Annotated in this window: 20 protein-coding genes; 18 read left to right on the plus strand and 2 right to left on the minus strand. The window is 44.7% G+C overall.

All coding sequences use genetic code 11. The annotated features are described in order from the left end of the window. Positions 1-9 precede the first annotated feature (9 nt). From leuS to hemL, 8 genes are read left to right on the plus strand one after another with little or no spacing between them, the layout of a single operon-like run. Positions 10-2,682, plus strand: coding sequence for a leucine--tRNA ligase (leuS, locus tag C2757_RS01195; RefSeq protein WP_215375074.1), 2,673 nt, complete (start codon positions 10-12; stop codon positions 2,680-2,682). A gap of 28 nt (positions 2,683-2,710) precedes the next feature. Further along, positions 2,711-3,238, plus strand: a complete 528-nt coding sequence (gene lptE / locus C2757_RS01200; RefSeq protein ID WP_215375077.1) for an LPS assembly lipoprotein LptE — start codon at positions 2,711-2,713, stop codon at positions 3,236-3,238. Between the two features lie 19 nt (positions 3,239-3,257). Continuing rightward, the gene (holA, locus tag C2757_RS01205) at positions 3,258-4,319 is read left to right on the plus strand and encodes a DNA polymerase III subunit delta (protein ID WP_215375079.1); all 1,062 of its coding nucleotides are present in this window, start codon (positions 3,258-3,260) and stop codon (positions 4,317-4,319) included. A 20-nt stretch (positions 4,320-4,339) separates the two neighbouring features. Further along, positions 4,340-5,629, plus strand: coding sequence for a glutamate-5-semialdehyde dehydrogenase (locus tag C2757_RS01210; protein ID WP_215375082.1), 1,290 nt, complete (start codon positions 4,340-4,342; stop codon positions 5,627-5,629). Between the two features lie 5 nt (positions 5,630-5,634). Further along, positions 5,635-6,060, plus strand: coding sequence for a CopD family protein (locus C2757_RS01215; protein WP_215375084.1), 426 nt, complete (start codon positions 5,635-5,637; stop codon positions 6,058-6,060). A gap of 45 nt (positions 6,061-6,105) precedes the next feature. After that, positions 6,106-7,560, plus strand: coding sequence for a class I SAM-dependent RNA methyltransferase (locus C2757_RS01220; RefSeq protein WP_215375087.1), 1,455 nt, complete (start codon positions 6,106-6,108; stop codon positions 7,558-7,560). 53 nt (positions 7,561-7,613) lie between these two features. Further along, positions 7,614-7,784 (plus strand): rubredoxin, encoded by a 171-nt coding sequence (locus C2757_RS01225; RefSeq protein WP_071464595.1) that lies wholly within the window; start codon positions 7,614-7,616, stop codon positions 7,782-7,784. Positions 7,785-7,790: 6 nt separating this feature from the next. Then, positions 7,791-9,113: a glutamate-1-semialdehyde 2,1-aminomutase gene (hemL, locus tag C2757_RS01230; protein WP_215375089.1), complete on the plus strand. Its 1,323-nt coding sequence runs from the start codon at positions 7,791-7,793 to the stop codon at positions 9,111-9,113. A 31-nt stretch (positions 9,114-9,144) separates the two neighbouring features. Here hemL and C2757_RS01235 read toward each other — a convergent pair whose 3' ends face one another. Together C2757_RS01235 and C2757_RS01240 are read right to left on the minus strand one after the other, a co-directional pair. Further along, positions 9,145-9,984, minus strand: a complete 840-nt coding sequence (locus C2757_RS01235) for a symmetrical bis(5'-nucleosyl)-tetraphosphatase (RefSeq protein WP_215375092.1) — start codon at positions 9,982-9,984, stop codon at positions 9,145-9,147. Between the two features lie 40 nt (positions 9,985-10,024). After that, the gene (locus C2757_RS01240; protein ID WP_215375094.1) at positions 10,025-11,497 is read right to left on the minus strand and encodes a deoxyribodipyrimidine photo-lyase; all 1,473 of its coding nucleotides are present in this window, start codon (positions 11,495-11,497) and stop codon (positions 10,025-10,027) included. A gap of 67 nt (positions 11,498-11,564) precedes the next feature. Here C2757_RS01240 and C2757_RS01245 point away from each other — a divergent pair, with 67 nt between their 5' ends. The 10 genes from C2757_RS01245 (at position 11,565) to C2757_RS01290 (ending at position 20,320) form a co-directional block, all read left to right on the plus strand. Further along, on the plus strand, positions 11,565-12,374 hold the full coding sequence (locus C2757_RS01245) for a YdcF family protein (RefSeq protein ID WP_215375097.1): 810 nt from the start codon (positions 11,565-11,567) through the stop codon (positions 12,372-12,374). Positions 12,375-12,501: 127 nt separating this feature from the next. After that, entirely contained in the window at positions 12,502-13,041 is a 540-nt protein-coding gene (locus C2757_RS01250; RefSeq protein WP_370623903.1) for a YqgE/AlgH family protein, read from the plus strand. Then, the gene (gene ruvX, locus C2757_RS01255) at positions 13,034-13,447 is read left to right on the plus strand and encodes a Holliday junction resolvase RuvX (RefSeq protein ID WP_215375102.1); all 414 of its coding nucleotides are present in this window, start codon (positions 13,034-13,036) and stop codon (positions 13,445-13,447) included. Before C2757_RS01250 ends, ruvX begins: the two co-directional genes overlap by 8 nt. A 2-nt stretch (positions 13,448-13,449) precedes the next feature. Continuing rightward, on the plus strand, positions 13,450-13,950 hold the full coding sequence (gene pyrR, locus C2757_RS01260; protein ID WP_215375105.1) for a bifunctional pyr operon transcriptional regulator/uracil phosphoribosyltransferase PyrR: 501 nt from the start codon (positions 13,450-13,452) through the stop codon (positions 13,948-13,950). Then, a complete protein-coding gene (locus C2757_RS01265) occupies positions 13,950-14,906 on the plus strand; it encodes an aspartate carbamoyltransferase catalytic subunit (RefSeq protein ID WP_215375108.1) in 957 nt (318 codons plus the stop codon). The genes pyrR and C2757_RS01265 overlap by 1 nt, the downstream gene beginning before the upstream one ends. A gap of 20 nt (positions 14,907-14,926) precedes the next feature. Beyond that, on the plus strand, positions 14,927-16,300 hold the full coding sequence (locus tag C2757_RS01270; RefSeq protein WP_251366764.1) for a glycosyltransferase: 1,374 nt from the start codon (positions 14,927-14,929) through the stop codon (positions 16,298-16,300). An 8-nt stretch (positions 16,301-16,308) separates the two neighbouring features. Beyond that, positions 16,309-17,229 carry a DUF6492 family protein gene (locus C2757_RS01275; protein ID WP_215375111.1) on the plus strand — a complete coding sequence of 307 codons (921 nt, stop codon included), beginning with the start codon at positions 16,309-16,311 and terminating at the stop codon, positions 17,227-17,229. Positions 17,230-17,253: 24 nt separating this feature from the next. After that, complete coding sequence (locus C2757_RS01280; RefSeq protein ID WP_215375114.1) at positions 17,254-18,057, plus strand: DUF5672 family protein; 804 nt, start codon at positions 17,254-17,256, stop codon at positions 18,055-18,057. Further along, positions 18,054-19,418: an O-antigen ligase family protein gene (locus C2757_RS01285; RefSeq protein WP_215375117.1), complete on the plus strand. Its 1,365-nt coding sequence runs from the start codon at positions 18,054-18,056 to the stop codon at positions 19,416-19,418. The genes C2757_RS01280 and C2757_RS01285 overlap by 4 nt, the downstream gene beginning before the upstream one ends. Continuing rightward, the gene (locus tag C2757_RS01290; RefSeq protein ID WP_215375120.1) at positions 19,415-20,320 is read left to right on the plus strand and encodes a hypothetical protein; all 906 of its coding nucleotides are present in this window, start codon (positions 19,415-19,417) and stop codon (positions 20,318-20,320) included. Before C2757_RS01285 ends, C2757_RS01290 begins: the two co-directional genes overlap by 4 nt. The last annotated feature ends 2 nt before the right edge of the window (positions 20,321-20,322 follow it).

Here is a 20,322-nt window from a genome sequence, read left to right on the forward strand (position 1 = left end):
TTGTCTTGAATGAGTAAGGATTACGACTACCGCAGTATTGAAGCGGCAGCGCAAGCTGATTGGGAAAGTGCGCAAGTCTATCGAGTGTCAGAAAATGCCGTTGATGCATCTGGCAATCTAAAAGCAAAGTTTTACGCCTGCTCTATGCTTCCTTACCCTTCCGGTAAGTTGCATATGGGGCATGTACGCAATTACACGATCAATGATGTGATGGCTCGCCAACTGCGTATGCAGGGCTATAACGTATTAATGCCGATGGGCTGGGATGCCTTTGGTATGCCTGCTGAAAATGCAGCAATCCAAAATAAAGTTCCTCCCGCAAAGTGGACTTACGACAACATTGCTTACATGAAAAAGCAAATGGCCGCGATGGGTCTAGCGATTGATTGGTCTCGAGAAGTTGCAACGTGTAATCCAGATTATTACCGTTGGAACCAATGGCTTTTTTTGAAGATGTTGGAAAAAGGCATTGCTTATCGTAAGACTCAAGTGGTGAATTGGGATCCGATTGATCAAACCGTTCTTGCAAATGAACAAGTGATTGACGGGCGCGGCTGGCGCTCTGGAGCCTTGGTCGAGAAGCGGGAGATCCCGGGTTATTACTTCAATATCACTGCATATGCCGAACAATTACTCTCTGGTTTGGATGGCTTGGGTTGGCCTGAACGCGTGAAGACCATGCAACAAAATTGGATTGGCAAGAGTCGTGGCGTACGTTTTGCTTTTAAGCATGACATTGCGGATGACCATGGCAACTTTATTCAAGATGGGCTGCTGTATGTCTTCACAACTCGTGCTGACACCATCATGGGTGTGACCTTTTGTGCCGTGGCTGCGGAGCATCCTTTGGCAACGAGGGCGGCTGCCAATAATCCTGCCTTAGCGAGCTTTATTGAGAAATGTAAAACGGGTAGTGTGATTGAGGCTGATTTAGCGACCCAAGAAAAAGAAGGTATGTTTACTGGGTTGTACGTAACACATCCCCTCACGAATGAACCTGTGCCAGTTTGGGTTGGCAATTACGTTTTAATGACGTATGGTGATGGCGCCGTGATGGGCGTGCCTGCCCATGATGAGCGTGATTTTGCTTTTGCAGTGAAATATGATTTACCAATCAAGCAAGTGATTGCTCTCGAAAGCGAATCCCCAATATTTAATTCCACCCAGTGGGAGGATTGGTACGCCCAAAAAGAGGGGGTTGTTTGCTTTAATAGCAAACAGTACGACGGCCTGTCTCATGACGAGGCGGTCAGTGCTGTGGCTAGAGATTTAGAAAAGATGGGTATTGGTGAAATGAAGACCACCTATCGATTGCGCGACTGGGGAATATCACGTCAGCGTTATTGGGGTACCCCCATCCCAATTATTCACTGTGGCGATGAAGCTCATCCAGGCTGTGGCGCTGTTCCAGTACCCGAATCAGACTTGCCAGTCGTATTGCCAGAAGATTGCGTACCCGACGGTAGTGGTAATCCATTGAATAAGCACACAGACTTTTTAAATGTGAACTGTCCGAAGTGTGGCAAGCCCGCCCGCCGTGAGACTGACACGATGGATACCTTTGTAGATTCTTCCTGGTATTTCATGCGCTATACCGGGGCTGATGCTAAAACCATGGTCGATGAGCGCAATGAGTATTGGATGCCAATGGATCAGTACATTGGCGGCATTGAGCATGCGATTTTGCACTTGCTCTATGCGCGCTTCTGGACCAAGGTGATGCGCGATCTCAATTTAATTACTTTTGATGAACCATTTCAAAACTTGTTAACGCAAGGAATGGTGCTTAATGAAACATATTACTCAGAGGATGCCGCTGGTAAAAAAACTTGGCTCAATCCATTAGATGTAGAACTGAGCCTCGACGATAAAGGTCGGCCAATAGGGGCGAAGCTCAAGGGTGATGCATCAAATGCTCCGATCATTGTGGGTGGTGTTGAGAAGATGTCCAAGAGTAAGAACAACGGAGTTGATCCACAAGCACTGATTGATGAGTACGGTGCCGATACTGCTCGATTATTTGTGATGTTTGCCGCACCACCAGAGCAGCAGCTTGAGTGGTCGGGGGCAGGTGTGGAGGGTGCATCTCGCTTCCTGCGCCGGGTGTGGATGTACTCCAGTAGTCAGGCAAATGTAATTCGTGACACACAAGATACTTTGCCAAATCACTTGAACGATGCTGAAAAAGAGTTGCGCCGTGAGGTGCATACTATTCTGAAGCAAGCTAATTTTGACTATCAACGTCGCCAATACAACACCGTAGTTTCGGCGGCGATGAAGATGCTCAATGTCCTTGAGCCAATTAAGTTAGATCAGAGTGCACAAATTAGCCCTCCAGTTTTACGTGAGTGCTTAAGTATTTTGTTACGAGTCCTCTACCCAGTAGTTCCCCACTTAACTCATGTACTTTGGAATGAGATGGGTTATGTCAAGACCTATGGTCAGCTTCTGGATGCCCCTTGGCCTTCAGTAGATGAGGCTGCTTTAGTGCAAACAGAAATTACCTTGATGCTGCAAATTAATGGGAAGTTACGGGGTGAAATCCGAGTGCCCGCCGATGCAAGTAAAGAGCAGCTTGAGGCATTAGCATTACAAAGTGAGCCTGCAGCTAGGGCCTTGAATGGTAGTTCGCCTAAGAAAGTCATTGTTGTGCCTGGCCGCCTTGTCAATATTGTTGCTTAATCAATTACTCTAACTAGAATCTAAAAATATGAGCACCAATCACATTCGTCGAAGATTTTTAGGGTTTATGACTCTTGCGCCTTTAAGTGGTTTGATTGCTTGCGGTTATCGTCTGCGTGGCATGGTTGATTTGCCCTTTAAGGCAATTGCTATTACTGGAAATCCATCGCCTCCACTGCGCGCAGATTTAACAACCGCTATTTTGACTGGCACGGATGTGAAGGTTGCCATTAATCCCAAAGATGCCGATTTAATATTGGATGTAAATAATGAGCTCAATGGCCGAGAAATTTTGGCCTACAGCTCTACTGGACAGGTATCGGCTTATCGACTAACTATTCGTGTAGCCTTTCGGGCTTACGATTTGGCCGGTGCAGAAATTATTCCTGAGAGCGATATCTACATTACTCGAGACATGGATTTCTCCAACTCCACTGTTTTGGCGACTGATGTTCAGCAGGCACAGTTCTTAACGCAGATGCGTAAGGATTTGGCATTGCAGATTCTGCGCCGCCTTTCTGCTGCAGCTAAAAATCCGCAAGCAAGAAGTTTCTAGAGATTGATCGAGAACTCGCATGGTCAAAGTCGACGCCTTGCAGGTACATCTTAAAACCTTGAGTTCTGGCGCAGCCATGTCTCCACTCTATATTTTTAGTGGTGATGAACCACTTTTAATGATGGAGGCAATGGATCAGTTGCGTATAGCTGCGAAGAAGCTGGGCTTTACTGATCGCGAAGTGATGGTGCAAGAGCGAGGCTTCGATTGGAGTTCGCTGATGAATGCGGGTCAAACCATGTCCCTATTTGGAGACAAGCGTTGGGTGGAATTACGCATCCCTACTGGGAAGCCTGGACGTGATGGTGCAGACGCATTAAAACAATTTGCCGCACAAATTTCTGAGATGCCAGTAGGTTCTGATGGTCCTGATACAGTCATTTGTATCGTGTTACCCAGACTCGATGGAAAAACCAAGACCTCTGCTTGGTTTAGCGCCTTAGATGAGGCGGGCATGGCAATACAGATAGATACGCTAGACCGTATTCATTTACCGCGGTGGATTGCGGGTCGATTGCAAAAGCAGGATCAGGAAGTGGAAGTCGGACCGGAGGGGCAGCGGGCATTAGAGTTTATTGCTGATCAAGTTGAGGGCAATTTAATTGCTGCGCATCAAGAAATCTTGAAGTTGGGATTGCTATATCCAACTGGTAAGCTAAGTGAGGAGCAAATTCGTTCTTCGATTCTGAAAGTGGCGCGCTATAACGTATTTGAATTAACGGAAGCCATGTTGGCGGGTGATTTGCCTAGGCTAAACCGGATGTTGGATGGTTTAAAAGGCGAAGGCGAACCACTAGTATTAATTTTATGGAGCGTAACGGAAGAGCTTCGGCTACTATCTAAATTAAAGGCTGCGAGTGATGCTGGTGAGCCTATACAACAGCTGATGCGAGCTAATCGGATTTGGGGCAATAAAGAGCGCTTGTATCCAACAGCTATTAGACGTGTGCAACCCCTGAAACTGCGTAAGGCAATGCAGGTAGCTGCGGGATTGGATCGCCAGTCAAAAGGTTTGCATGCTGCAGATCTTCCGGCTGATCCTTGGGATGGTTTGCGTTTACTTGGAAATTTATTGCGTTAGGGTTTTAGAAGGTTAAGAATATGAGTGAAGCAGTGAATATCAATATTCAGGAAATGATGCAAGACATCGGTCAAAGAGCGCGCGTCGCATCGCGTGCGATGGCACGTGCATCTGCTGAGCAAAAGAATCAAGCGCTATTGCATATTGCCAAGCTGGTTCGCCAAAAAGCGAGTGACATTCAAAAAGTCAATCAAATTGATGTCGAGCGCGCAAAGGCAAATGGCCAGGATGCAGCCTTTGTGGATCGCCTCACCATGACTCCTAAGACAATCGAAACAATGGCTTTGGGTCTTGAGCAAATTGTTTCCTTGGATGACCCTATTGGGAAGATATCTGCATTTCACAAGCAAGCATCTGGGATTGAAATCGCGCAAATGCGCGTTCCCCTGGGTGTCATTGGCATCATCTATGAGTCACGCCCTAACGTCACCATTGATGCGGCTGCACTTTGTTTGAAGTCCGGCAATGCAGTCATATTGCGCGGGGGCTCTGAGGCCATTGACTCTAATACCTTGTTAGCACAAATTATTAAAGAAGGTTTGGCTGCAGCTCATCTTCCAAAAGATGCTGTGCAGGTAGTAAGTACTACCGATCGCAGTGCTGTTGGTGAGATGATTACGATGACGCAATATATTGATGTCATCGTCCCACGAGGCGGCAAGAGCCTAATTGCTCGATTAATGGCTGAAGCACGCGTACCCATGATCAAGCATTTGGATGGTATCTGTCATACCTATATTGACGCAGATGCGGATGTCGCCATGGCTGTGAAGGTTTGTGACAACGCTAAAACGCAACGTTATGCACCATGCAATGCGATGGAGACTTTATTGGTGAATCAAGCCGTCGCTCAAAAAGTGTTACCAACACTGTGCAAGATCTATCAAGATAAAGGTGTGGAGCTTAGAGTAGATCCTTTGACTCGCAAAACGTTGGAAGAAAATGGTTTTAAAGATTTAGTAGATGCCAGCGAAGAGGATTGGCAGACCGAATATTTGGCCCCAATTCTGTCAATTAAGACTGTGGCTGATATCAATGAAGCCATGGATCATATTGAGCGCTATGGTAGCAAGCATACGGATGCCATTATTACGAACAATAAAGCGCAGGCGGAACGTTTTTTGCGTGAAGTTGATAGCGCCAGCGTGATGGTAAATGCCAGCACGCGCTTTGCTGATGGCTTTGAATATGGTTTAGGCGCAGAAATTGGTATCTCAAACGATAAATTACATGCCCGCGGCCCAGTAGGTTTAGATGGTCTGACCTCCCTCAAATATATCGTCATGGGTCATGGCGAGATTCGGACTTAATCAGTATGAGTAATTCCTACCTTTGGGTGAAAACCTTTCATATTGTATTCATCACATCTTGGTTTGCTGGTTTGTTTTATTTGCCACGCATCTTTGTGAACTTGGCGGATGAGAAAAATACTGAAGCCTATGCGCGTCTTCTAGGTATGGCAGATCGCCTCTTTCGCTTTATGACGATCTTGGCTGTGCCAGCGGTTTTGCTGGGACTGACACTCTGGCTGTACTTTGGTATTGGTGCGGGGGATGCTTGGATGCATGCCAAGCTATTTTTTGTGCTGTTGGTGATTGGCTATCACCATGCTTGCTTTAGCTTACTGAAAAAGTTTCGTGCCGGCGTGAATACGAAGTCAGGTATTTGGTATCGCTGGTTTAATGAAGTGCCAGTCATTCTGTTAGTTGTCATCGTTGCTCTCGTTCTATTTAAGCCCTAGATCGACGGTTTGAATTTCCCCATCTTTTTCTAGACTGTTAGTCCCATGAGATTTTTTGTTGTTTGTCCAGGTGGTTTAGAAGTACCGCTTGCTCAGGAGCTTGCAGAAATTGCACAACGTCCTGATTCCAAGGCCTTAGGCGCTTGGGTAATAGACCCAACCCCAACAAGCCCGACCGGCGGGATTGGTCTTGCAGCGCCGATTTCTGCTGCGATGGCCTTAAATCTCCATTCCAGAATCGCCAGTCGCGTTTTATTGCAAATGGCACAAGCACCTTATCGGCAAGAAGAAGACCTGTATAAATTGGCGAGTGGCTTGGCGTGGGAGGATTGGTTCACTTCGCGGCAAACCTTACGTGTGGATGTCACAGCCCATCGCTCACCACTTAAGAGTCTGAACTTTGCAACACTTAAAATTAAAGATGCCATCGTCGATCGCTTACGTGATGTGACGGGAGATCGCCCTAGCATTGATACTGCCTTTCCGGATGTACGTGTGCAAGCCCATCTCACTGCAACCCAAATTACGATTTATTTAGACACCTCTGGTGAAGCATTATTTAAACGTGGGTGGCGCGATGAAAAAGGCGATGCCCCCCTCAAAGAAAATTTGGCTGCCGGCATATTGTCGATTACTGGCTGGAAGCCTGGACAATCGTTATTTGATCCTATGTGTGGCAGTGGAACCTTTTTGATTGAAGCTGCTCAGATTGCTTTGGCTATACCTTCGGGAGCCATTCGAGCAGGGATATATGGCGATGATGCTAAGCCTAGCAAATTGGCTTACCGCCCACTGGTCACATCGGCTCATGGTTTTGGATTTCAGAGGCTCAAGCCCTTTCAAGAAGCTGCTGAGCAAAAGCGTTGGACTAATCTGAAGGATGCTGCACTTGAGCAGATATTAGAAAAGCGTAAGCAATACCCCAATACTGATGCATTGAAAATTAGTGGTGGTGACATCAATGAAAAATTGGTTTCCATGTTCAGGGGCAATTGGCAAAGAGCGCAATTACCAGATCAACCGATTGTTCGTCAGGTTGATGCCTTAGCCAGTAAACCTCCGGCCAATGCTCATGATGGTGTGATGTTATTAAATCCACCCTATGGTGAGCGTCTTGTCATTAAAGGTGGTAGAGGCATAAAGGGTGATGATCGTGACTCTAGAGATATCGAGGATGATGTTGAGCCTGAGAATCGCTTTGAAATGAATTTAGAAACAGGTCGTCAGAGTGCCAAGCGTTCTAGTCGAGAGTCCTTAAAGAAACTCCAAGCTCAGGAAGAGCAAGATCCGAAGTTTGTGGAATTCTTACGCCAATTTGGCCAGCATCTCAAAGATAGCTTTGGGGGCTGGAATGTGTTTGTATTGACTGCAGATATGGCTTTACCAGGACAGTTGCGGATCAAAGAGTCTAAGCGAACCCCTTTGTTTAACGGCCCCTTAGAGTGTCGGCTATTTAAATTTGAAATGCATGCCAAGCGTCCTTCTTCTGATGAGGACTAAACCCCTAAAATGAGATGAAGTAATCTTTCAAAAGAATCGAGCGGAGAGTAAAGATGGAATTTAAAACGTATATGTGCCTGATCTGTGGCTGGGTCTACGATGAGGCGGCAGGTTTGCCAGATGAAGGAATTGCACCAGGCACCCTCTGGAAAGATGTTCCGATGAATTGGACCTGTCCAGAGTGCGGAGCTCGTAAAGAAGATTTTGAAATGATGGCGATTTAGTTCGGAATGCATGGCGAGGAATTCACAGTGGCAACAGTAGATCAAAATGAAGCCTTATTTGCGCGCGCACAAAAGACGATTCCTGGTGGGGTGAACTCACCAGTACGAGCCTTTCGTCAAGTGGGCGGTACACCGCGTTTTGTGACTAAAGCCAAAGGCCCTTACTTTTGGGATGCAGAAAATAAGCGTTACATCGATTTGATTATGTCTTGGGGTCCGATGATTGTCGGCCATGCAAACCCAGAGGTAGTTGAGGCGGTACAAAAAGCAGCTGAAACCAGTTTTAGTTATGGCGCTCCAACGGAGGGCGAAATTGAGTTGGCAGAACGTATCTGCGCATTAATGCCCAGTGTTGAGCAAGTGCGAATGGTCTCGAGCGGTACGGAGGCGACTATGAGTGCCTTACGCTTAGCACGAGGTTATACGGGTCGCGATCTGATTATTAAGTTTGAAGGTTGCTATCACGGACATGCAGATAGTCTTTTGGTGAAGGCAGGCTCTGGCTTGTTAACCTTTGCAGATTCTACTCAGAACGCACCATCTTCTGGTGGTGTCCCACAAGATTTAGTGAAACACACTTTAGTGTTGCCATACAACGATATAGCAGCGATTGAAGAGGTATTCAAAAAGCAGGGCGATCAAATTGCAGCAGTGATCATCGAGCCAATTGCTGGCAATATGAATTTGATTCAGCCCTCAGCGGAATTTTTATCCGCAATTCGTAGTCTCACCAGTAAGCATGGCAGTGTGTTGATCTACGATGAAGTGATGACGGGGTTCAGAGTAGCTTTAGGCGGTGCTCAGTCTTTGCAGGGAATCACCCCAGATCTCACTTGTCTGGGTAAGGTGATGGGTGGCGGTATGCCGATGGCAGCATTTGGCGGCATAAAAGAGATCATGTCTAAGTTAGCCCCCTTGGGCAATGTTTATCAGGCTGGAACTCTGTCTGGAAATCCTGTGGCGGTTGCAGCTGGATTGAAAACGCTGGAGATTATTTCTCGAGAAGGATTCTTTGAGTGTTTAACAGGTCAAACGCAAAAGTTGATGGCTGGATTAAAGCAGGCAGCAGATGCAGCAAACATTCCATTTGCGGTAGATAGTGTTGGCGGTATGTTCGGCTTCTATTTTTCTAAAGAAGTGCCCACCTCTTATGAGGCAGTAACAAAAAGTGATATTGAGGCCTTTAAAAAATTCTTCCATCTGATGTTAGATCAAGGCGTCTACCTTGCGCCCTCAGCCTATGAGGCTGGTTTCACATCGATTGCGCATGACAACGAAGTGGTGGATGCTATCGTTGCTGCTGCTCAGAACGCATTTAAAAAACTCTGAGCAAAATAGATTTAGCAATACAACGCAGTTACTACATTCTGAGTGGATGGTCATAGCCAGCCACCTGAATGATCTGCAATGCCTTAGAGTCTTTATTGGTATCTGACATTTCCATGGCGGTGAGCTTGCCGCCCCAGACGCACCCAGTATCAAGGCCAATCACATTGTGGCGTCGCAGTAGACCTAGTGTCGACCAATGCCCAAAATAGATCAGGGTATTGGCAGTTTTTCGCTTAGGTGCTTTGAACCAAGGAAGGTAGCCACGAGGACCACTTTCTAAACCTTCTTTGCTGATAAATTCCATCTTACCGCCGGGCGTACAAAAGCGCATACGAGTAAGCGCATTGGTTATGACACGTAAGCGTTCGTAGCCCTTTAAGGAATTACTCCATTTGCTTGGCGTGTTGTCATACATATTGGCCAAAAACTTCTGATAGGATTTATCGCGCAGAGCCTCTTCAACTTCATGAGCGCATTTAATCGTTTGTTGGAGATCCCACTGAGGTAATACGCCTGCATGTACGGCTAGCACTTTGCCATTCGTCAGGGCCATAGGTCGATTGCGGACCCAGTTGATCAACTCTTTGCGATCAGGTGCTTTTAAGATTCGATCAACGGTGTCTAAACCTTTAGTCTTGCGTATGCCTGCATCGATCGCTAGAAGATGAAGATCATGATTGCCTAAAATGCATTCAGCACGACCAGATTCTTGTAAAGATTTGAGCAGTCTAAGCGTTCCAAGAGAGTCTGGACCGCGGTTCACCAAGTCCCCCAAAAAGATCAACTTCGATTTCTTGGGAAGCTTCTTCAGGAGGTTTTTGAGTGAAGGTGCGCATCCTTGGATGTCACCAACTGCGTAAATCTTAGTCATGCTGTATCTTAAAGCGGAATTGAATTTCTTTGAAGAATTGCTAGCTAATTTTTTTAACTACGCTGTAGCGTAGCAAAGTTTTTTGGCGAGCTTCGTCATGATCAACAATTGGCATTGGATAGTCCTTGCCGATGACAAGCCCAGCAGCTTCTAATTCTAGGTGACCAGCCTTCCAAGGAGCATGAATGGTTTTAGAAGAGAGCTTTTCTAGTTGTGGAAGGTAGCGGCGAATGAACTTGCCTTCAGGATCAAATTTTTCTGATTGGGTAATGGGGTTGAAGATGCGAAAGTAGGGTTGAGCATCACAGCCTGATGAGGATGCCCATTGCCAGCCGCCATTATTGGATGAGAGCTCAAAGTCATTGAGATGCTCGGCAAAATAAGCTTCACCCCAGCGCCAGTCAACTCCGAGGTCTTTCGTTAAAAAACTGGCAACCACCATCCGCAGGCGATTGTGCATATAACCGGTTTGATTGAGTTGACGCATGGCAGCATCCACCAGGGGATACCCCGTTTTTCCTTCGCACCAAGCGCTAAATAATTTCTTAGCAGTAGCACCACTCTCCCAGACGATCTTTTCATAGTCTGGCTTAAAAGATTCACCCTGAGCAAGGCGAGGGTGATTGGCTAAAATCATGAAATAAAAATCTCGCCAAATCAGCTCACTCAACCAAATCGTTGCACCCATACTGCCAGCAAGCATGCGACGATGTGCTTCGCGAACTAGGCCCCTAATCGAGAGCATGCCAAAACGCAAATGGGTGGACAGATAACTCACACCTTTGATAGCAGGAAAGTCTCTGCCGATTTGGTATTGATCAATTCGAGAAAGAAAGTCTTCCAGAAAAGCCTGCCCACCCTCTGAGCCTGGTGGTAGATAGGCTTCAATCCCTGTGGCACAAAATCCCATGGACTCAAGGGAAGGAAGCCCCAAATCCAATTTTTTAGGGATTGCTGCAAGTTGCCCTGACTTGGGAATGCATTCATGTGCTGCTAAATCTTTTTCTTGTAATGTTTTGAGCCAATTATTTTTATATGGCGTAAAGACTGAGAAGACGGTGTTCGAGTTTGTGAGAATTTCTTTTTTCTCAAAAATCACTTGGTCTTTAAATTGCTCAAAATCGATATTAAGATCGTTCAGAGTTGTCTTTATAGAATCATCTCTAGCAATAGCTGATGGCTCATAGTCTCGATTGGCAAATACTGCGTTGACTCCAAGTTCTTGAGCGATTTGAGGAATGCACACGCCTGGCTTCCCAAAACGCACAATCAGGCCACCACCTTGCGCTCTTAGTTCTTGATCACTTTGTTCTAGGCCTTGCCAAATAAAGTCAACGCGACGATCATGTTTTAAGCCTTTGGCATCGAACTCCCCCTGTAAAAGGGGTTTGAGGATGTCGGTATCAAAGATAAAGGTAAGCCAGACTTGCTTGGCCTCTTTGAGGGCGCTAGATAGCGCCGCATTGTCATAAAGACGCAGATCACGACGGAGCCAAACAAGAGCTTTTTGCATAGCCTCTATATTAGGGCTAATTTCGAGGCAGTGCAGGCCCTAACTACGGGTAAGATCGGTACTCATAATGGATACGATCTTCTTTACTCTCTCGAAAGTGGTGCAATTTTGCATAGAGCCGCTGAATTGGGTTCTCGCCTTTGTCGTCCTTAGCCTTCTATTTTTATCTCTACGAAAACCAGAGCTTTGTAGGCGATTCCTAGTATTAGCACTCATCGATCTTCTGGTGATTGCTTGGTTGCCTACCTCAGAGTTCTTGTTGAGAACGCTTGAGGATGCGTATCCCAAAACTAATATCAATCAGATAGCTGAGGGCGATATTGGGGGAATCATTATTTTGGGCGGTGCAATTGAAGGCGGTGAAATTGCTGTAGATCGAGGTGAGATATCGATTTACTCTTCTGCGGAGAGAGTGACCAAGGCATTTGAGTTAATCCGAAAATTTCCGAATGTTCCGTATATTTTTAGTGGCTACTCTGGAAGACTTTCTCCAAAAGGCCTCTCCGAAGCCGATGCTTTTAAGAAATTGACCCAAGAACAGGGCTTAGATGAGCATATGGCCCATTATGAGAACCAATCTCGTAATACCTATGAAAACATGCTCTACATGAAGCCAATGATTCAAGAGTTGGGGGCAAAAAATGCAGCAGGAGACTCCAAGCCTTGGCTACTCATTACTTCTGCCAGCCACATGTATCGATCTGTAAAAATTGCTCAGAAGCAAGGAATTGAGGTAATTCCGATATTGGTTGATTATCAGACCGCAAATCACCTTAGATGGACTTCATTTGACCTAGAGGAGGGTGTTCAGAATTGGAATAAATTGGTCCATGAAGTGGTGGGGATTGTTGCCTATTGGCTTACTGGAAAAATCTAGAGTATCTGTAAAATAGACCCATATGACTTCGGCCAAAAAAGCACCCCTTGCTTCAGATCTAGGATCTTCGCCAGAGTCTTCAATTTCTTTTTCTGCTGACCATCTAGCGAATCAATTCTTGATTGCGATGCCCGGAATGGTTGACCCTAATTTTGCAGGCACAGTCATCTATCTTTTTGAACATACTGAACGAGGTGCAATGGGTCTCGTGGTGAATAGACCTACTGAACTGGATCTTGGAACCTTGTTTGACAAGATAGAGCTCAAATTAGAAATTGCCCCATTATTTGATCAGCCAGTCTATTTTGGTGGTCCAGTACAGGTTGAGCGTGGCTTCGTCTTGCATGAATCCAATCCCAATCCGTCCTATAGCTCTTCGCTCATTATTCCTGGCGGTTTAACCATGACTACGTCTAAGGATGTACTTGAGGCTGTAGCCTCAGGAAACGGACCCCGTAAGTTCTTAATGACTTTAGGTTACGCTGGATGGAGTGCTGGGCAGCTTGAAGAGGAAATTACTCTGAATGGCTGGATCAATGTACCTCTCTCTCAACACCAGATGGCAGACATTATTTTTGACACCCCCTACAGTCAGCGCTATGAGAAAGCGATGAGTCATTTGGGCTTTGATATCTCCCATCTCTCGGGCGAGGCGGGGCATGCCTAGTTCAAGTGCTGGACCAATAACGGTCGTGGCTTTTGATTACGGCACTCGTCGTGTAGGGGTGGCAGTGGGAAATACCGAACTAAAGGCAAGTCAGGCCTTAAAAACAATTGTTGCGGCTAATGCCGATGTCCTTTTTCAAGAAATTGAGAGTATTTTGAAGGAGTGGCAGCCAGGACAAATCGTGGTGGGTCTACCTACCCATCCTGATGGGGCTGAGCATGAGATGACTGCGAAAGCAAAGCGTTTTGGCAATCAGATCCATGGCCGTTTCAATTTGCCCGTAGCCTGGGTGGACGAGCGCTATACCTCAGCAGTTTTAGAGGGAGATTCCCAGATGTACGACAATCTAGATGCGCATTCTGCTGCGCTCATCTTGGACCAATATTTTGCAGAACATCGGAAATAAGAATGAATGCTGAATCTCTTTACCAGAAGCTGTTAGAAAACTTGCGCGTTAGATTGCAGTCCGATACTTTTGAGCTTGCTGGATTGGCAATGGGCGGAGCTTGGATTGCTGAGCGTTTAGCGCAAGATTTAAATTTGCCGCACTTTGGTGTGATTAATGTTGCCTTTCATCGGGACGATTACGCAGAAAAGGGAATGACTGCTTTAAGAACGGCGAGCACACTTCCTACCCAGCTGCCTTTTGATGTAAATGGGGCAAAAGTGATTTTGATTGACGATGTCTTGTTGACGGGTAGAACCGTCCGAGCGGCTCTGAATGAATTGTTTGATTTTGGTCGGCCAGATCAAGTGGAGTTGATGGTTTTGGCAGATCGCGGTAGACGTGAGCTACCAATCATGGCTAATTTTGTGGGAGCAGAAATTCAGGTTCCAGATCAACAGATTTTGGTCTTAGAAAAAGATACAGCTGGTAAGTTCAACTTTCAGCTCGAGGAGCGTGAATAATGAATTCAGTAAATCAATTTAATTCTGCTGGTGAGTTAACGCATCTCCTGACATTAGAGGGTCTCCCAAAAGAGCAAATTCTGCATATTCTAGATACTGCAAAACAGTTTGTCAGCGTGACAGATCCAGCTCGTGAGGTTAAAAAAGTTCCCTTATTGCGTGGCAAAAACGTATTTAATCTCTTTTTTGAGAACTCTACTCGCACTCGCACTACATTTGAGATTGCTGCAAAACGTTTATCTGCGGATGTCATTAATCTGGATATCTCCACCTCATCTACCGCTAAAGGTGAAAGTCTTTTAGATACGATCGATAATTTGGTGGCAATGCAGGCAGATATTTTTGTAGTTCGCCACAGTGTTTCTAAGGCGCCAATTGAGATTGCTAAGCACGTACCTTCTCATATCCACGTAATTAATGCGGGCGATGGTAGTAATCAGCATCCCACCCAAGGTTTGTTGGATATGTATACGATGCGCCACTTTAAGAAAAATTTCAATGGCTTAAAGGTCGCAATTGTTGGTGATATTGTGCATAGTCGCGTAGCTAAATCGAATATTCATGCGTTGACCACACTAGGTTGTGAAGACATTCGCGTGATTGGCCCTGAGAGTTTGTTGCCGAGCGATTTAAATATGTTGGGAGTAAAAGTCTTTCATAGTATGGAAGAAGGACTTAGAGATGTTGATGTGGTCATGACCTTGCGCATTCAAAAAGAGCGCATGGAAGCTGGTCAGGTGCCCGAGGGAGATGCATTTTTCAAGCAATATGGCCTTAACTCTGCTCGCCTAGCCTTAGCAAAGTCAGATGCGATCGTGATGCATCCAGGGCCAATGAATCGCGGAGTTGAAATTGACTCTGCAGTTGCTGACGGACCTCAGTCAGTAATCTTGAATCAAGTGACCTTCGGTATTGCTGTTCGCATGGCGGTCATGTCTATCGTAGCGGGCAACTAAGCTAAGTTATTACAGTTAGCGTGAGAAAGCACACTGAAACCTTGCCGACTAAAAATCGTTGGTTAATTTTGTCTCATGGTTTTAATATGGATGGGCGAGCTGCAAGTCAGACAATCACTGATAAGATTCCTTACCTATTGGAAGCTGGAATTAAGCCGGTTGTTTTTAGTGCAATTACCGGAATTCAAGATCAGCGGTTCCCTCATCGTCAATTTTTAGCATGGGGACCTGCGGCATTTCGATTTGATTTCCGGCATTGGATTGCCAATCAATATGGTCGCGGCCTTTTGTATAAGTTGCTAACGCGCAGCGTCTCAATTCTGCTGGCCCCTTTCATTGGCCTAGAAAAGTTTTTTCTGGGCTATTCAAGCCAGTGGTCCTGGGCGATGCCAGCGTTCACGCATGGTCGCCAATTGATTCGTGATGGCAAGATTGATGTGGTGTACTCAACAGGAGGTGCATGGTCTGCTCACTTAGCTGGCTTATGGCTAAAAAAAGTAACAGGCGTAAAGTGGATTGTAGAAGTTCATGATCCCCTGGTTATCCGTAAGAGTCCAGTTGATGCGGGTTCAGAAAGACCCAAAAATCGTGATGCCCAATTTAGGCAATATTTAGAAAGGCAAATCATTCGCTATGCTGATTATGTTTGGTGGTTCACTGAAGGCGCAGTCCATTACGCTAAAGCACGTAACCCCAATCTCAATACCCAAGGAAACGCTCGCGGATTTACGGTGCTTCCAGGTGCAAATCCACCCGGTGGAATCATTACATCCAAGGCACATCAATATAGCGACACGCTCAATCTTTGTCATTTTGGATCGCTAGCAAAAGATCGCTCACTTGCAACTATCCTCAATGCGCTTAGTTCACTTTTAAAAAAATATCCTCACGCAGGACGGCATATTCGTGTGCATGCATATGGCGCTCCTTTAGATGTACTGACTCTTGATGCCATAAAGCAATACGGTTTTGAAGATGTACTGCTTGCGCATGGTCGACTAGAGAAGGATTCGGTATCCGGCAAATCGGGACGAGAGCGGGTGGTTGAAAAAATGCAAGAAGCAGATGTTCTGATTTTGTTGCATGGTAATGATGAATGGTGCGCCGAGTACATCCCCTCTAAATTCTATGAATACCTCTGGACGGGTCGTCCGATTTGGGGGATTGTTCACCATAACCCTCAACTTGATCAGATGCTCTCCAATAGGGGTGCTTATTTGAGCCACGAGGGAGATCTTGAGGGTATCAACATGACGCTAGAGAGAATTTGGTTGGATTGGGAGCAAAAGCATCTTCCAACTCCAACTGGTGAAGCTATAGGCGTTAACCAAGCGGTCGCTACAATCTTAGGTATTGTGCAAACCCCAGTAAATTCTTTGAATCACCACTCTTGAAGATCACCATGTTGAATTTTGTTCTGTACTGCTGTACTTTTCGTAAAGATCTCAAGCGAACGATTAAGCTTGCAGAGAGTATTCGCAGGCATAACAAGGGCAATATGCCCTTTTACATTTCCGTCCCTTTAGAAGATGTCGATCTTTTTAAGGAGTATCTAAAAGATTACAAAGTCATCATCTTTGACGAAAAAGATATCTTTAAAGCAAATCCAAAGTTAAGTATTGAGCAGTTGTATTCCATTCGGGGTGGTCTAAGACAGCAAGTCATTAAGTCTGAATTTTGGAGACTTGGAATTTCTGAAAACTATTTAGTGCTCGATTCAGACTGCATCTTTATTCGTGATTTTGACGAGAGTGATTTTATATTTAGTGGCGATATCCCTTACTCTGTCATACATGAAGGGCGTGATGTCCTTCAGGCGACTGAACGATTTGGTCCAAAAAAGATTAGGCAACATTTCTTGGCAGACCGTGAACCCATTAAGGCTGCCTTGGGTCGAAGGGGCATCACTTATGATTTTGGCTATGCTCCTTTTTTATGGAGCCGGAAGGTTTGGGAGTCCCTAGATAATAACTACTTGACCCCAAATGGCATGAATTTCCTAGATGCTGTTTTGCTCTGTGGCTCAGAATTTACCTGGTATGGTGAATCTCTCATCAATTTCCGAGCTATCCCCATTTATCCACGTGAGCAACTGTTTATGCATTATCACTATGAGCATCAGCTGTGGGCTGACCAAGTTTTGGGCTACAAGGAGGATATCCTGGCTCATGATTACTTGGGGGTTGTCTATCAGTCTAACTGGGAGAGTTGGGGGGATTATGGGCCCTCTAATAAGAGCCTTGCTTCTATGGTGTGGAGGTCAGTCAAACGTGTCCTCAAGAAAATTCAATTTAAGCTCTCTCTGCTTCTAGGTTTTATTTAATTGATTCACTCTAAATAGCAAGCAATGCTGAATTTACCTAACGTTACTTTGCTATGTGTAGAAACACGCGATCCACAGTTAGCGCATTGGGCCATTGATCAATGCTTGAGTGGCACCCAGTTTGCTAAGATTGTATTAATTACTGATCTTAAAAATCTAAGAAATAGAAGGCCAGATATTGAGTATGTTCAGGCCCCTCAAATCAGAACTACGAAAGATTACTCCGAACTCTTATTGACGGATTTAGATCAATACGTCGTAGGTACGCACGTTTTAGTGATTCAGTGGGATAGCTTTGTGATTCATCCAGAGCAATGGACGGATGAGTTTCTTGCTTATGACTATATTGGGGCTGTATGGCCTCACCACCCTCAGAGCCCCGTGGGTAACGGTGGTTTTTCATTGCGCTCACTAAAGTTGCTACAAGCTATTAAAAAACCGGGATTTATCAAGCGTCATCCAGAAGATTATTGTATCTGCGTAGATAACAGGACATTTCTAGAAAAAGAGTATGGCGTCCAGATTGCGCCTGTAAATCTTGCTGAACAATTTTCAGTTGAACGTTCACCATGGCATAAAGCTTTTGGTTTTCATGGATTCTTTAATTTTGGCAGGGTATTAAGTGATCAAGCTTTAAGCACCTTTATCGATGCCCTTCCAGAGAATTACTTAAATGGCCTTGATGCCTATGATTTAGTGGCGCATCTTCAGCAAGAGGGTAGATTGAGAATCGCAAAAGAGATCGCTAATAAGGTACGCTTTAAATGGAAAATGCGTAAGCACTACATCAAACTAAAATGGTGGCAAATAGCTAATAACTATCTATGAATATTACCGAAAAACAATTAGCTAATATTTCAGTAGCTAGCGTATGCGCTCTACTTTGTATATGGGTTTTGCCGGGAACAATTGTTCTTAGACATGTCTTGCTCTGTATTGGGTGCATCGCCGGTATTTTCTTAATTAGGAAGAATTGGGCGCAATTAATTCAGCCAAGATTCAATTTAATCCCTCTGGGTGCAATTGCCGCATTGTTTTTTTGGGTTGGAATTCATTATTGCTTTTTCTCTTTAAACTCCGAGCTGGAGCTGAGCGAAATAAAGGGTTTATGGCTTAGAAGTCTTGCAGGTTGCATTATGGCAATAGGCTTTGCAACTGCCCTTAGTAAGCACACTCATTTGCGTAAATATTTTTATGTAAGTATTTTTGCAGTGCCATTTTTCAATCTTGTTAGTTACGTAGTTGCATGTATACAAGTCGGCGGATTTGTTAAGCCAATCGATTTTTTCCAATTCTATTTCGCCAAAATTGAGACTGCCTATTTTGGGGCAATAGCAACAGCAGTTGCAGTAGCCAATCTTGTCCACTTATTATTTACTAAAAATAGAAATAAAGATCATCTGCAGATAGCGCTTTATTTTTTAGGAATTGCTCTTGTAGTGCTCTCAGACTTAGTTGCAAATACCAAAAATGGCATAGCTATTAGTCTCAGTCTTTGCATTTTACTTTCACTAATTATTTTAGTTAAAGCTTGTCTTAGTTATAGGAATTCCAAAAAAGTTGCGTTGACAGTGTTGGCCCTAATGTTACTTTTAATGGCTCTAGTTTGGCAGGGACATAAATCATTTGCATTTGGAGGCTGGGACACAATTTTCGAAGACGTAAAAGTAGCTATCGATATTGATAAAAATACTCAGTGGCAGCGAGGTGAGGGAACCGTGGAGCCTCCCTTGAATTCATTAGGTATCCCAGCAGTCATGAATACCTATTCACGCTTCTCATGGGGTGCAGTAGGGGTTCGATTGATAGGCGAGTATCCATTGGGCTATGGATCTATTAATCAATCCTTCAACCGTCTGCAATCCTATGCAAATATTTATCATGAGCACGGAGGTCAAGTGCACAGCGGCTGGATAGATTTTGGTTTAGCCTTTGGGATTCCCGGATTGATTCTAATATTTTTGGCTTTGATTTTGATCATTTATTATGGGGTGAGACAAAGTAACGACCTTTCGCTGATGACCGCAATATACTGTCTGATGCTGGTTCCATTTGGTTTAATTGCTGAGATTTCATATAAGCAATATTTCGAAGCAACCCTATTTTTTCTAGCATTTTCAGCAACTATCGTTGCCATCTCTCCAAAAGCACACGAAGAATCCAGTCCTAAATATTATTTAGATTTATGAAATTAGATCAAAGCCTACCCAAAAAGTTAGCAATAGCTGTTTGTTGCCATTTCAATGAATCTAGACTTATTTATTTAGATAGGGTCACTAAGGAATTTGCTAGTCTGGGGTCTGAGGTATTGGTAACCATTGTCACTAATACCTCAGATGCGAAAGAGTTGGGGAAACTCAACTCTGTTATTTCTGGCAAAGGGTTTGAATATCAAATATTTACCCCTGATACTTTAGGTCACCCATTACTGTTGACCTGGGCACACTTTGCGGTCTTCAAGGAACTGCTCAAGGATGAGTCATTTACCCACTTTATGTATTTGGAGGATGACACTCTGATCACCAAAGAAAATATCCTTTACTGGCTAGAGAGTAGAGAGTTATTGCGACCCTATTCCTTAATCCCATCCTTCCTGCGTGTGGAAAAAAAGGCAAATGACCATCAATGGTACAGCTCCGATTGCCCAAAACCTTTTTTCATTTATGCTTTACCAAGGATCAAGGTGCAAGAGAATTTAGGATTTATTAATTTCCCAGAGCTATATCAAGGAATGTACTTACTAGATCGTATGCTTATGCAGGAGCATTTTCAGGGCCCCTCTTATAATCCTAATTTTGGTGTTTGGGGAATCCAGGAGAAAGCTGCACAGGGGGTGACATTTTTAAATGTCCCTAAAGGATATACCACTAGAAATCTCATTCCTTACGCATTGAACGACTTAAAAATTGATACACGCTGTCTTATCCATCACTTGCCAAATAACTATGCTCAACCAATGCCGGGTAGTAAGGCTGTATTAACAATGGAAGTAAATAAGCTATTGACAAGCTGGCCGACTAAAGAGTTTCTAGCATTAAAGTCGCTAAAAAAATATATCCGATCCCGTTTTAGAGTAAATTCGATTTCCTGAGT

The organism is Polynucleobacter sp. MWH-Svant-W18 (genome assembly GCF_018687495.1).
Classification (GTDB): domain Bacteria; phylum Pseudomonadota; class Gammaproteobacteria; order Burkholderiales; family Burkholderiaceae; genus Polynucleobacter.